Here is a 12,853-nt window from a genome sequence, read left to right on the forward strand (position 1 = left end):
CACGAATGCACATTCAAAAAGAGGAGGCGAGGTGCGGTAAACCGTATCTTACCTCCTCATTTGCGTTCTTTTGCGGTGATTCGCGTCCATTTGCGGGCGATGAGCTCATTTTTTCGAATTTGACCACCGAAGCGTGGTTCCCTCCCATGGTCAACCAGCTTTCCTAGGCCAGCGCAATCCCGTATCCTTACAGGTCGATTCGGCAACTTCGCACCACCGCCTCAACAGACCAAAATTGATGTCAGAAAGCGCCTATCCAGAAGAGATACCACCCTACCCGGATCTCGATACACGTGCCATCAAGGTGCCGCCGCACTCGATTCAGGCCGAGCAGTCGGTGTTGGGCGGTCTGATGCTGGATAATGCCAGTTGGGACAAGATCGCGGACCTGGTGGTAGAGGGTGATTTCTATCGCAAGGAACACCGTCTGATCTTCAACGCCATCGCAGCCCAGGCCGAGGAGAGTCAGCCGTTCGATGTAGTAACGCTGGCAGAACACCTGGAACGCAAGGAGGTTCTGGAGGATGGCGGAGGATTGCCCTATCTGGTGCGACTGGCGGAAGAGACACCGAGTGCAGCCAACATCAAATCCTACGCCGGCATAGTCCGTGAGTACTCGGTGATGCGGCAACTGATATCAGTGGGCACGGATATCTCGGACAGCGCTTTTCATCCCCAAGGCAGGAAGGCCGAAGAACTGCTCGACAACGCGGAGCGTAAGGTCTTCGAAATTGCCGAGCAGACGATGAAGGGAAAGGGGGGATTCGCTCCGATCAAGGCCTTGCTGACCAAGGCGGTGGACAGGATCGAGACCCTTTTCCAGCAGGATGAACCGATCACGGGCATCAGCACAGGTTTTACCGACTTCGACCAGATGACCTCCGGCCTGCAGCATGCGGACCTGATTATCGTCGCTGGCCGCCCATCAATGGGTAAAACCACTTTCGCCATGAATATCGCTGAGAATGTGGCCATTCAAGGAGGCAAGAGTGTGGCGGTATTCAGTATGGAAATGCCGGGTGATGCCTTGGCGATGCGTATGATGTCCTCTCTGGGGCGTATCGATCAGCTTCGGGTGCGTACCGGCAAACTGGATGATGATGAGTGGCCACGACTCTCATCCGCGGTCAGTATGCTGGCTGAGACCAGTCTCTACATCGATGATACACCGGCACTGTCACCTACCGAGGTGCGTGCCCGCGCGCGACGACTCAAGCGTGAGAATAAAGACCTGGGCCTGATCGTGATTGATTATCTGCAATTGATGCAGGCTCCGGGCGAAGGGGAGAATCGTACCACTGAGATCTCCGCCATCTCCCGTTCCTTGAAGGCCCTGGCCAAAGAATTGGATGTTCCGGTGATTGCCCTCTCCCAGCTCAACCGGAGCCTGGAGCAGCGTACCAACAAGCGTCCCATCATGTCTGACCTGCGTGAGTCGGGCGCCATCGAGCAGGATGCCGACCTGATCGTCTTTATCTATCGCGATGAGGTATACAACGAAGACAGTCCGGATAAGGGCATTGCGGAAATTATCATCGGTAAGCAACGTAACGGTCCGATTGGTACGACCCGTCTGACTTTTCTTGGTAAATATACAAAATTCGAAAACTACACCGACGAGATTTACGGTGATGAGGGCTATTGATGGGCTATGCCCCGCAGGCCATTATCGACCATGCGGCGCTTCGTCATAACCTGAAGCGTGCAAAGGAGGCCGCAAAAGGTCGCAAAGTATGGGCTGTGATCAAGGCGGATGGTTATGGTCACGGTATGTTGTGTGTTGCCGATACGCTCGTTGAGGCTGATGGGTTGGCTGTCGCAAGACTCGATGAGGCTATAGGCCTGCGGGATGCGGGGGTTACCCAGCCTGTTCTGGTCCTGGGTGGCTGTTATTGCGAGGATGATTTCAAAAAGGCAGCTGAGGCGTCGTTTGAGATCGTGCTCCATCATGGATCGCAGTTAGATCTACTGACTAAGACGCGCCTTAAACCGCAATCGTTGAAGCTTTGGATCAAGTTTGATACAGGCATGCACAGGTTGGGATTCGAGGATCAAGAACTCTCCGGGTCAGTTGCGGCACTGCGAGCAAATCCGGCGATCGCAGCGCTTAACCTGATGACCCATTTGGCTAATGCGGATGACAGGCGTGATCCGCTCACCAAGACCCAATGCGCCTTGTTCGAGTCCATCGATCATACCCCTTTCGATGCCTGTTCCATCGCCAACTCAGCTGGTCTTCTCGGACATCCGGCGTCGCTCGCGGATTGGGTGCGCCCGGGGATCATGTTGTATGGTGTATCCCCGTTCATCGATTCCAGTGCCGCCGCCGAAGGCCTATTGCCGGCCATGACTCTGCAGAGTCGGGTGATTGCTGTTAAAGATTGCCGCAAAGGCGAGCGAATCGGCTATGGCGGCACCTTCACTTGCCCCGAGGCGATGCGAGTGGCAGTCATCGCCATCGGATACGGTGACGGCTATCCACGCCACGCCCCCAGCGGTACCCCCGTATTGGTGTCGGGAAAACGTCTGCCCCTGATAGGCCGGGTATCCATGGACATGATCAGTGTCGACGCGCGGGGTCTGCCCGGCGTGAAGGTGGGTGACGAAGCAGTGCTGTGGGGCAGGGAATTGCCGGTGGAGGAAATTGCGAAAGCGGCAGGGACCATTGCATACGAACTGCTCTGTGGCGTCAAAAAGCGTGTCGAGTTTCTCGACGTCAATCGGGATAGGGAGGGTTGATGGCACAAGGTGGTAAGCGTCAGGTGAAATCGCTCTATGTCTGCCGTGAGTGTGGCGCCAGCTTTCCCAAGTGGGCCGGGCAGTGCTCTGAGTGTCAAGCCTGGAACGCCTTGGAGGAGAGTCTTGCTGCCCCGGTCTCCGGCACGAACAGTCGCTATAGCGGCTACGCGGGAGCGACATCCCCGCAGATCATCAACCTGACTGATGTGGAAAGTGAGCGGGAGGTACGCTCCTCAACCGGAAGCCCCGAGCTGGATCGGGTTTTGGGGGGCGGGCTTGTCGAGGGTTCGGTTGTTCTGATCGGTGGTGACCCGGGTATCGGGAAATCGACCCTGTTGATTCAAACCCTGGCACGCCTTTCCGATTCCCAGCACACGCTCTATGTTTCGGGTGAAGAGTCACCTCGTCAGCTATCATTACGCGCCAGGCGCCTGGGGCTTCCCACCGACAAACTGCAGCTGTTACCCGAAACCTGTGTCGAGAGGATCATCGCCGCTGCAGATCGGGAACGTCCACAGGTGTTGGTGGTTGATTCAATCCAGACCATGTATACAGAGCTGTTGCAGTCCGCCCCCGGTTCTGTCTCCCAAGTGAGAGAGGCCGCAGCACAACTGGTGCATTTTGCCAAACGTCGCGCCACGGCGGTTTTTCTCGTCGGGCATGTGACCAAGGAGGGTAGCCTGGCCGGCCCCCGGGTATTGGAGCATATGGTGGATAGTGTGCTCTATTTCGAAGGTGAAGCCGGCAGCCAGTTCCGCCTCATTCGCACCATCAAAAACCGGTATGGTGCCGTCAATGAATTGGGTGTCTTTGCAATGACGGATAAAGGACTGAAGGAGGTCAGCAATCCTTCTGCAATCTTTCTTTCCCGTCAGGCCGAAACGGTGCCGGGAAGCATCATTCTGGTCACCCGCGAGGGAACACGCCCACTGTTGGTGGAAGTCCAGGTATTGGTGGATGAAAGTCCCCTGGCAAATCCACGCCGGGTTACCCTTGGCCTGGAACAAAACAGGCTCTCCATGTTACTTGCGGTTCTACACCGTCATTGCGGCATCGGGATGTTTGATCAGGATGTCTATGTCAATGTGGTTGGTGGAGTGCGTATAACAGAGACGGCTTCAGACTTGGCTGTCTTGATGGCGGCGCTCTCCAGTTTTCGCGATCGGCCGATCGATCTGGGCTTGATTGTTTTTGGTGAAGTGGGATTGACGGGAGAGATCAGGCCGGTACCGAATGGCCAGGAACGTCTGCGTGAAGCAGCCAAGCATGGTTTTAAACGGGCTGTCGTTCCACGCCTGAATCTACCCAAGCAGCCGATACAGGGACTGCAGGTGACAGGCGTGGATAAATTATCCGATGTGTTGGAGATTTGTTAACATTTTCAGTTGCATGGGGTACTCTTACCTCTCCTTGCCAAGGTGATCGGGACGTCATGTCGGGATTATCAAACAAAAAGATCCTATTAGGGGTGACCGGTGGTATTGCCTGTTATAAGAGTGCAGTGCTGCTGCGGGCCCTACAAACAGCCGGGGCTGAAGTGCGCGTGGTCATGACTCCGGCGGCCCGGGCATTTGTCACACCGTTGACCTTTCAGGCCCTTTCAGGCCATGCGGTCTATACCGAGCTTCTCGATCCAGCCCAGGAAGCGGCAATGGATCATATCTCTCTAGCCCGCTGGGCCGACCTGGTATTGATTGCACCGGCGACAGCGGATTTTATTGCCCGCGCTGCGACGGGACAGGCGGATGATCTTCTGTCTACACTCTGTCTGGCCACCGAGGTGCAAATTGCGCTGGCACCCGCAATGAACCGGCAGATGTGGCTGAATCCGGTAACCCAGGAGAATCTGCAGAGACTGATGATAAGGGGTTATCTCTGCTGGGGGCCCGATGATGGTGCGCAGGCCTGTGGTGAAACCGGGCCGGGGAGAATGCTGGAACCCGAGGTCCTGTGTCAAATGGCCGAGAGCCATTTCAGTCCGGGTATTCTGGAAGGTGTCAGAGTACTGATGACTGCGGGTGCAACCCGGGAGGCTATCGATCCCGTCCGCTTCGTGGGCAATCGCAGTTCGGGTAAGATGGGGTATGCGCTGGCGCAATCGATGCGGGATTTAGGTGCGGAAGTGACGCTGGTAAGCGGCCCTACATCACTTGCCATACCTTCGAATATTACAACTATCCATGTGGAAACAGCGCTTGAGATGTATTCCTCAGTCATGGAGCATGTTGAGGATTGTGATATTTTTATCGCAGTTGCGGCAGTCGCTGATTATCGTCCGATACAAATCGCCACTGATAAGATCAAGAAAAACAAAGAGAAACAAACACTGGAACTTGTCAGGAATCCCGATATACTCGCTGAAGTGGCTGCAACAGAAAGCCCGCCGTTCACAGTAGGGTTTGCCGCTGAGACCGAAAAGGTCGAGCAGCATGCAGATGAAAAACGTCGCCGCAAGCAGCTGGATATCATAGCTGCGAATAAGGTCGGTACTGATGAAGGAGGATTTGAGTCCGACCGGAATGCACTACTATTGTTGTGGCAGGATGGTCGGGAAGAGTTACCGATGATGACAAAATCGGTACTGGCTCACCGGCTGGCCGAGAGGATCGCTGCGCAATATCGTGCCCGCATCTGAAGGGTAAGTATTCTGTCGCTGCCGGGGATACAACAATACACTACCTGGTTGCGGTATTTCGGGGTCGGCAGACTAGGGCCTGTTAACACTAATCCAATGCGCCCTGTTGTGCCTGAAAAAGCGCCAATCAAGGCGCGAGGAGAGAAGTTTGGTTATTCCAAATGAACGACGAGCAACGCCGAGTGGCGCTTTTTCAGGCGCAACCCGAAGGGCTGGGGCTGTTTTCGCCCCCAGCGGCGTTATCTTCGCTCATGTAGAATAACTACACTACGCTCATTCTGCCTTGCTGGGCACGAAAACAGCCCCAGCAGGGCGCATTGGATTAGTGTTAACAGGCCCTAGGGTCTATGGATTATGCTGGATAGATATCGATCTCGAGCCAGTATGGTATTTCGAGTTGTTCGATATAGGGATCATTCGAATGGTTCGAACTCTATGAGCAGCAGTCCTGGAACAAGAAGAACGTTTGTAAAGCAGTTTATAATTTTAGCCAACATGGTTGTTGCTGAATGGCTTTCAGTGCACCCAGCATGATCCAGGAATTGATATGGGGTTTTTAAAACGCAGCGGAGAGACAAATAAACAACAGGGTGGTGGTCGCACCATCCGTGGCTATTGGCTGCTGGGGGTGTTCGGGTTATTGATACTGACACTGGCGGCCTGGTCCTATCTTATCTATCAGAATCATGGAGCGACTCAGGCAAACCATAAGCAACAGGTCAAGTCCGTAGCCCAGATGCTTGCCGGCTCCATCTCCAAAATCCTGCAACAACATTCAGTATTGATTCAGGGTCTTGCCCGGCAACCCGCCATGGCGGACTTATTCATCGGTTTCGATGAGGTCGGATTGGCCAGTGAGCAAGCCAGACTTACTCGCCTTGTACCCGAAGCATTGCGGGTAAGGCTGTTACCCACAGGTTTCAATGAGCCGGACACCAGTGAGATACCGAATATGGGCTACGCATCGTTGCTGCTGTTGAGAAAGGCGGAGAAGAGCGATGCTTTACTGCCCGCAGAGCTACATCAGTTCGGTACGCCACATCAGCATATCGCTATTGCCAGTAGTATTGCTTCTGATAATGGCGGACAAGCTGCCGGTGTGATACACGTCGCCTATTCCATTGAAATGCTGAAAAAACTCCTGAGTGGTGTTGATAATCTCCATAGCCGCATCGAGGTTCAACAAACTCTTTCAGCCAAAGACCCGCTGGCGATTATCGGCATGGGAGACAAGCCTGCTGACGGGGTTAAGCCGGATGGTGTGATTCCTGTCAAAGGATCGATCTGGCAGGTTGCCTATTGGGGCGGTAGTGGCTTCAAGTTTGATTTGATGGGCAACCTGCTGTTGGTGGTACCGGGTTTGCTGCTGTTTTTACTGACAGCCCTTTTACTGCTTCGCCTCAGCCAACAGATGATGAACGCCCTCAAGCGGGATCAACAGTCGATCCTCTCCTTGGTGGAGGCACTGGTCGTAGGTCGTCCGCCCAAAGCCCAACCGGCGCAATTGGGCGATCTGCAATCGACCCTGGAGGTGATGGAGCATCAGATCAGGGAATACCGCTCTACTCAGGCAGAGAAGGGTAAATCCAAGCGGGCCATAACCACCAGCGATGGCGGATTGGGAATCAATCTCGACGAGGTAGCGGTGCAACCGCAGGAAGAGACAGCGATAGAGATCGTCACCAATATTGAAATTCCCGCCGAGATCTACAGGGCTTACGATATTCGCGGCGTTGTAGGTGAAAGCCTGAATGAAGAGATTGTTGCTCTGCTGGGTCAGGGAATTGGCAGTGACATATTCGAGAAAGGTCATCAGTCAATAGTCGTTGCACGCGATACCCGTAATTCCAGCGAACGCCTGCAAAGTGCTTTGATACAGGGCCTGCAGGCAAGCGGCCGCGATGTGATCGACATCGGTATAGTACCTACACCACTGCTTTATTATGCCGTGCACGAGTTGGATATGGAGTGCGGTGTCATGGTAACCGGTAGTCACAATCCGCTGCAGTACAACGGGCTTAAACTGGTTGTCGGTGGTGACAGTCCAACCCAGGATGAGATTCAGGATCTGCGACGACTCATCGATGCAGGTCAACTGCTGCAGGGGGATGGCTCCTTCGATTCTCAAGAGATCATCAATGACTATATTGATCGAGTGATTTCCGATACCCGGCTTGGGCAGCCGCTCAAGGTTGTGGTCGATTGCGGCAATGGTGCTGCATCCGTGGTTGCACCGGAACTCTATCGACAGCTGGGGTGTGAGGTTGTAGAACTCTTCTGCACTCCCGATGGTAATTTTCCCAATCATCATCCGGATCCCGGCGATCCGAAAAACATGCAGGATCTGCAAAAGGCTGTGGTGCAACATCAAGCCGCCTTGGGAATCGCCTTCGATGGGGATGGCGACCGCATCGGCATCGTTGACTCTTCCGGCAAACTGATTTGGCCGGATCGATTGTTAATGTATTTGGCCATTGACATACTGACCCGTGAACCTGGCGGCGATATCATCTACGATGTTAAATGTTCGCGTCATCTCGCGAATATCGTGCTCTCCAATGGCGGGCGCCCGCTGATGTGGAAGAGCGGACATTCCATGTTGAAATCGAAGATGAAAGAGACTCATGCGCTGCTGGCGGGCGAATTCAGCGGTCATATTCTGTTTGCTGAGCGATGGTATGGTTTCGATGACGGCATCTATGCCGGTGCACGCTTACTTGAAATCCTCTCGCTCGATTACAGGACGAGTGCGGAAGTGTTCGCAGAACTGCCCGAGAGCCTTTCAACCCCGGAGTATGCCTTGGAGATGGAGGAGGGGCGGGCGAAAGAGGTGATGGCGGCTATCGAAAAATTACCGGATCTGCCAGGCGCCAGAATGGTCAAGATCGATGGTCTCCGAGCAGAATTTGAACAGGGTTGGGGACTGGTGCGAGCATCCAACACCGTTCCTGCGCTCCTGTTTCGCTTTGAAGCGAACAGCGAACAGCGAAGAGGATTTGGCTCATGTCCAGTCGATATTTCGTGATATGCTTGCGAAAATAGATCCAAATCTGCAACCGCCGTTCTGAGATGCCGGGATTAGTGTTAACAGGCCCTGAGTTAACCGACCAGTTTTAAATAGTTAGCAGTCCAATAGTAAGAACATGAGTCTATCTCCTGAGCAGGCACAGAACGTCGCCCATGTATTGACCTCCGCATTGCCCTATATCCAACGTTTTAGGGGTAAAACGCTGGTGATTAAATATGGCGGCAACGCGATGGTTGATGAAGGATTGAAGAACAGTTTCGCCATGGATGTGGTATTGATGAAACTGGTTGGAATAAATCCTGTCGTGGTGCATGGAGGCGGTCCTCAAATCGGTAATCTGTTACAAAGGCTGGGGAAGGATTCAGAATTCATCCAGGGTATGCGGGTGACCGACAGTGAAACCATGGATGTGGTTGAAATGGTGTTGGGGGGATTGGTCAACAAGGATATCGTCAGCTTGATTAATCGCGCCGGTGGTTCGGCTGTTGGACTCACCGGAAAAGACGGTGATCTGATCCACGCCAGAAAAATGGTGATCAGTCGCAAGGGACCGGAGCTTGAGGTTCCTGAAATTATCGATATTGGACACGTTGGCGAGGTTGAGAGTATCGATGTCAGTGTGGTGGATATGCTGGTGCATGGGGACTTCATCCCGGTGATTGCGCCGATCGGCATAGGAAAGGACGGTCACTCATACAATATCAACGCTGACCTGGTTGCCGGCAAGGTGGCCGAGGTGATGCAGGCTGAAAAACTCATTCTTCTGACAAATACAAGGGGACTGCTGGATAGGGATGGCGGTCTGCTGACCGGTCTCTCGGCGGAACGTGTCGATGCGTTGATAGAGGACGGCACAATTCATGGAGGTATGTTGCCGAAGATCTCCACCGCGTTGGAGGCGGTAAAAGCAGGTGTCGGCACTTCCCATATCATCGATGGTCGGGTACCCCATGCCGTGTTGCTGGAACTTTTCACGGATGAAGGAGTAGGTACATTGATCCGGCGGCGCTAATGGCAGCGGATAAGCCATCCCGTCGTCAGGTGATACTGGAAGCGCTGGCAAGTGAGCTGGAACAGAATCCGGGTAGTCGTATCACCACCGCATCCTTGGGTAAGGCGGTAGGTGTCTCCGAAGCTGCACTCTATCGCCATTTCGCCAGCAAAGCCAAGATGTTTGAAGGCTTGATCGACTTCGCGGAAGAGAGTGTCTTCGCGCGGGTGAATCAGATTCTTAAGGAACAATCTCAGGTCGAACCCCGTTGCGCCCAGCTGCTCTATCTGATACTGGCCTTTTCAGAACGAAATCCAGGCATTACACGGGTGTTGCTGGGTGATGCCCTGGTGGGCGAGACAGAACGCCTGATGGTACGCGTCGGGCAGTTTTTCGATCGGGTTGAGACCCAGCTAAAGCAGATACTCAGGGAAGCGGAAATGCGTCGAGAGATCGTGCTATCTGCCGACAGTACCGTAGCGGCAAACTTGATGACCGGTTTTGTAGAAGGGCTGATGCATCAATATCTACGCAGCCGGTTCAGAATATCACCACTGCAGCAATGGGATGAGCAGTGGCGACTGTTGTCGATCGCACTCTTCTCCGTGCCTGACTCATCCACTTGAGCGCTTCACCTGATCAATAGTGACTCAAGACAACATTGCATTGTTTAGATTCTAGTGTAGGGGCGTTACACTGATCCATCACTGATCAAATACCCGTGAACCACCTTTCAAATATATTGAAGGGTGTCTGTAAATTTGAATCGGTATATCTTACCTACCCTATTTCAGGGCAGGGATTGGGATAGATCACCGGCTTTCGCAAGCTCATTGCGGAATCCCTGCTTTATACGATTTATAGCCTCACCGTTTGCACAGAGCCTCTTTTGCAGCGAAATGATCTTGCACTGAAGATCCATAAAAATCACTAAGGAGCCTCGTTTGGGATCATCGATACGGGAAACCGAGATACTGATATCGTCATCCTCCATCGGTTCACCCGTGATCACGATATTGTCACCTTCAATTTTAACGGGGGTAGTGGAGTGGGCCTTGAGATAGGCCTTAGCCCTTTGCCAGGGGCCTTCGCAATTATCACCGCTTTGGCAGTGATAGACATTCTGCAGGGCATGGTCGAAGGAATCCCTGGCCTTCTGTATCGGGTCATCGGATTGCTCCAGCTTTTTCAGCTCCCGGAAACGCTTCAGATCCCGGGCAAAGGATTGACGAATGCGGTTTTTGTCATGCTCCCTCTCGATGATGGAACTATAGGCGTCTTCGAGGGCTTGTCGTTTGATTTCGATATCCTGAAGCATTCTTTTTGACACGCTGCGTCCACGTAACTCTCTTTTAGCCGCATCTTGCTGCATCTCCTCAAGCGTCGTTTTGAGGCGTCTTATGTTCGCCTGGGTGACACGTACCGATGTATCCACTGCCTGAAGCTGACCGTCTCGGGTCATCAGAATGTCGTCCGCACTTCTGAAGGTGCGCAACAGGACACGATCCTGGGCCTGCTGCTGTTCAACCAGGCGCTGCTGTTCCTGGCGCAGCCTTTTCTGCTCCGCTTCCTGCTGTAGTTCCTCCTCGGTCTTGGCGGCATCCACCTCTTTGACAACAATTCCGTGCTCATCCAGGTGGGAGCGTGCACGATGGGCATCCGTGGGGGGGAGGGTCTGAGTGTAGTGGGTCTGACCCTTATCATCGACCCACTTGTAGAGCTTGCCGGCCAAGGCGGTAGGCGGCAGAAAAAGTATGAATAAGATGATCGGGGTTATGATTCTCGGACGCATACAGGCTAAATTCTCTGTTTCTAAGTCAAAAGGGCTCAGAGATAGATTATACTTCGTGGCTTACATCATAAGATAGCTGCTTTGTGGAACAGTTCACCCTTTTCGTGATTTCTCTTCTGGCTAACCTCTTTTCAGCCTTCTCTGGAGGTGGGGCCGGACTGGTTCAATTGCCGGCCCTGATCTTTCTCGGATTACCCTTTGGGGTGGCTCTCGCGACACATAAAGTGGCCTCAGTGGCCCTCGGCATAGGGGCAACGGTCCGCCATCTGCGTGAGGGTGGGCTGGAGCGCCAGTTTGTGATTTTTATGCTGCTCACGGGGTTGCCGGGTGTGGTGATAGGTGCCAGCCTGATTCTTCAGGTGGCGGACAGGCATGCTGAAATCGCCCTGGGCGTGTTGACTTTAGGGCTGGGGATCTATTCCTACCTGAGTCCGAAGCTCGGCATCGAATATCAGGCGATCCACAGGGACAGAAACGGTTTTCTGATCGGCGGAGCCGGGTTGTTTCTGATCGGTATCCTGAATGGCTCTCTCACATCGGGGACGGGACTCTTCGTCACCCTCTGGCTGGTACGCTGGTTCGGTCTCGACTATCGACGGGCGGTAGCCCACACACTGGTCCTGGTCGGGGTCTTTTGGAACGGCAGTGGTGCCCTCACCCTAGGTATCCTCGGCGACATACATTGGGCGTGGATACCGGTACTCCTCATCGGTTCGCTGCTTGGCGGCTATCTGGGAGCACACCTCTCCATCGCCAAGGGCAATCGCTGGATCAAACGGGGATTTGAGGTGGTCACCCTATTGATTGGAACCAAATTGGTTCTGGGCTGAGGCAGCCGATAGCGTCGCTACAACTCAAATCACGCCATATTGATCCCGATAAGCCTGAATGCGTTGCAACGACTCTCCGCTATCGTCACTCTCCTGCAGATATTCGATCAACTGCTCAAGCCGCACAATGGCGCTGACAGGTATGCCGTAATCGCTTTCTACCTCCTGGATTGCCGATCGCTCCCCCTGACCCCGCTCCTGACGGTCGAGGGCGATGACAACACCAGCGGGAATTGCCTGGAGAGATTGAATGATATCGACGGATTCCCGGACCGAGGTGCCCGCGGAAATGACATCGTCGATAATCAAGACTCTTCCTTCCAGCGCATGGCCGACAATGACACCGCCTTCGCCGTGATCCTTTGCCTCTTTACGGTTGAAGGCATAGGGTATATCGATGTCGTGCTGATCGTAGAGTGCCGCTGCGGTCACGGCCGCCAGCGGTATACCCTTGTAAGCGGGGCCGTAGAGTACATCGAAGGTTATGCCCGAAGCGACGATAGCCTGGGCATAATAGCGTCCGAGCCGGGCCAGGTTGGCACCGCTGTTGAATAGCCCGGCATTGAAAAAGTACGGGCTGACGCGCCCGGATTTCAGGGTGAATTCACCGAATCGCAATACACCGACATCGAGGGCAAAGTTTAAAAATTCGCGTTGATAATCCTGCATCTATGAATACCTATTAAAACCGATCGCGCATTGTACCCTTTTTGAGAGGACGCTTTCATCAAAATGCCTGCTTATAAGATCAGACTGAATGCTTCGATTTTGGGAAATAAAAAGATGAAGCCGCAAATGGACGCGAATCAACGCTAATGATGTGTCTGTTGCGTAGTAG

Annotated in this window: 10 protein-coding genes; 8 read left to right on the top strand and 2 right to left on the bottom strand. The window is 53.6% G+C overall.

The features are described 5' to 3' along the window. Window positions 1-238: 238 nt before the first annotated feature. The 7 genes from dnaB to slmA all read left to right on the top strand — a co-directional run bounded on the left by dnaB (window position 239) and on the right by slmA (window position 10,019). Window positions 239-1,645 (top strand): replicative DNA helicase, encoded by a 1,407-nt coding sequence (gene dnaB / locus CODIS_RS07400; protein ID WP_069123136.1) that lies wholly within the window; start codon window positions 239-241, stop codon window positions 1,643-1,645. Further along, the gene (gene alr / locus CODIS_RS07405; protein WP_069123141.1) at window positions 1,645-2,739 is read left to right on the top strand and encodes an alanine racemase; all 1,095 of its coding nucleotides are present in this window, start codon (window positions 1,645-1,647) and stop codon (window positions 2,737-2,739) included. Before dnaB ends, alr begins: the two co-directional genes overlap by 1 nt. Next, the gene (radA, locus tag CODIS_RS07410; RefSeq protein WP_069123146.1) at window positions 2,739-4,115 is read left to right on the top strand and encodes a DNA repair protein RadA; all 1,377 of its coding nucleotides are present in this window, start codon (window positions 2,739-2,741) and stop codon (window positions 4,113-4,115) included. The genes alr and radA overlap by 1 nt, the downstream gene beginning before the upstream one ends. Window positions 4,116-4,171: 56 nt before the next feature. Then, window positions 4,172-5,374, top strand: coding sequence for a bifunctional phosphopantothenoylcysteine decarboxylase/phosphopantothenate--cysteine ligase CoaBC (gene coaBC / locus CODIS_RS07415; RefSeq protein WP_069123151.1), 1,203 nt, complete (start codon window positions 4,172-4,174; stop codon window positions 5,372-5,374). A 547-nt stretch (window positions 5,375-5,921) separates the two neighbouring features. Beyond that, on the top strand, window positions 5,922-8,399 hold the full coding sequence (locus CODIS_RS21350) for a phosphomannomutase/phosphoglucomutase (RefSeq protein ID WP_154723049.1): 2,478 nt from the start codon (window positions 5,922-5,924) through the stop codon (window positions 8,397-8,399). Window positions 8,400-8,517: 118 nt separating this feature from the next. Then, window positions 8,518-9,414, top strand: coding sequence for an acetylglutamate kinase (argB, locus tag CODIS_RS07425; RefSeq protein WP_069123178.1), 897 nt, complete (start codon window positions 8,518-8,520; stop codon window positions 9,412-9,414). Further along, window positions 9,414-10,019: a nucleoid occlusion factor SlmA gene (gene slmA / locus CODIS_RS07430; RefSeq protein ID WP_069123184.1), complete on the top strand. Its 606-nt coding sequence runs from the start codon at window positions 9,414-9,416 to the stop codon at window positions 10,017-10,019. Before argB ends, slmA begins: the two co-directional genes overlap by 1 nt. 164 nt (window positions 10,020-10,183) lie before the next feature. Here slmA and CODIS_RS07435 read toward each other — a convergent pair whose 3' ends face one another. After that, on the bottom strand, window positions 10,184-11,185 hold the full coding sequence (locus tag CODIS_RS07435; RefSeq protein ID WP_069123188.1) for a DUF4124 domain-containing protein: 1,002 nt from the start codon (window positions 11,183-11,185) through the stop codon (window positions 10,184-10,186). 83 nt (window positions 11,186-11,268) lie between these two features. Between CODIS_RS07435 and CODIS_RS07440 the strand changes: the two genes are divergently transcribed. Then, window positions 11,269-12,015: a sulfite exporter TauE/SafE family protein gene (locus tag CODIS_RS07440; RefSeq protein ID WP_069123192.1), complete on the top strand. Its 747-nt coding sequence runs from the start codon at window positions 11,269-11,271 to the stop codon at window positions 12,013-12,015. A gap of 24 nt (window positions 12,016-12,039) precedes the next feature. On the opposite strand, the gene pyrE is transcribed toward CODIS_RS07440, so the two are convergent. Next, window positions 12,040-12,684, bottom strand: coding sequence for an orotate phosphoribosyltransferase (pyrE, locus tag CODIS_RS07445; protein WP_069123198.1), 645 nt, complete (start codon window positions 12,682-12,684; stop codon window positions 12,040-12,042). Between the last annotated feature and the right edge of the window lie 169 nt (window positions 12,685-12,853).

It is taken from the genome of Candidatus Thiodiazotropha endolucinida, assembly GCF_001715975.1.
Classification (GTDB): domain Bacteria; phylum Pseudomonadota; class Gammaproteobacteria; order Chromatiales; family Chromatiaceae; genus Thiodiazotropha; species Thiodiazotropha endolucinida.

Bases quoted from the DNA above. Each gene is read 5' to 3' on its own strand.
- dnaB (WP_069123136.1), top strand. From the start codon at position 239: ATGTCAGAAAGCGCCTATCCAGAAGAGATACCACCCTACCCGGATCTC.
- alr (WP_069123141.1), top strand. From the start codon at position 1,645: ATGGGCTATGCCCCGCAGGCCATTATCGACCATGCGGCGCTTCGTCAT.
- radA (WP_069123146.1), top strand. From the start codon at position 2,739: ATGGCACAAGGTGGTAAGCGTCAGGTGAAATCGCTCTATGTCTGCCGT.
- coaBC (WP_069123151.1), top strand. From the start codon at position 4,172: ATGTCGGGATTATCAAACAAAAAGATCCTATTAGGGGTGACCGGTGGT.
- CODIS_RS21350 (WP_154723049.1), top strand. From the start codon at position 5,922: ATGGGGTTTTTAAAACGCAGCGGAGAGACAAATAAACAACAGGGTGGT.
- argB (WP_069123178.1), top strand. From the start codon at position 8,518: ATGAGTCTATCTCCTGAGCAGGCACAGAACGTCGCCCATGTATTGACC.
- slmA (WP_069123184.1), top strand. From the start codon at position 9,414: ATGGCAGCGGATAAGCCATCCCGTCGTCAGGTGATACTGGAAGCGCTG.
- CODIS_RS07435 (WP_069123188.1), bottom strand. From the start codon at position 11,185: ATGCGTCCGAGAATCATAACCCCGATCATCTTATTCATACTTTTTCTG.
- pyrE (WP_069123198.1), bottom strand. From the start codon at position 12,684: ATGCAGGATTATCAACGCGAATTTTTAAACTTTGCCCTCGATGTCGGT.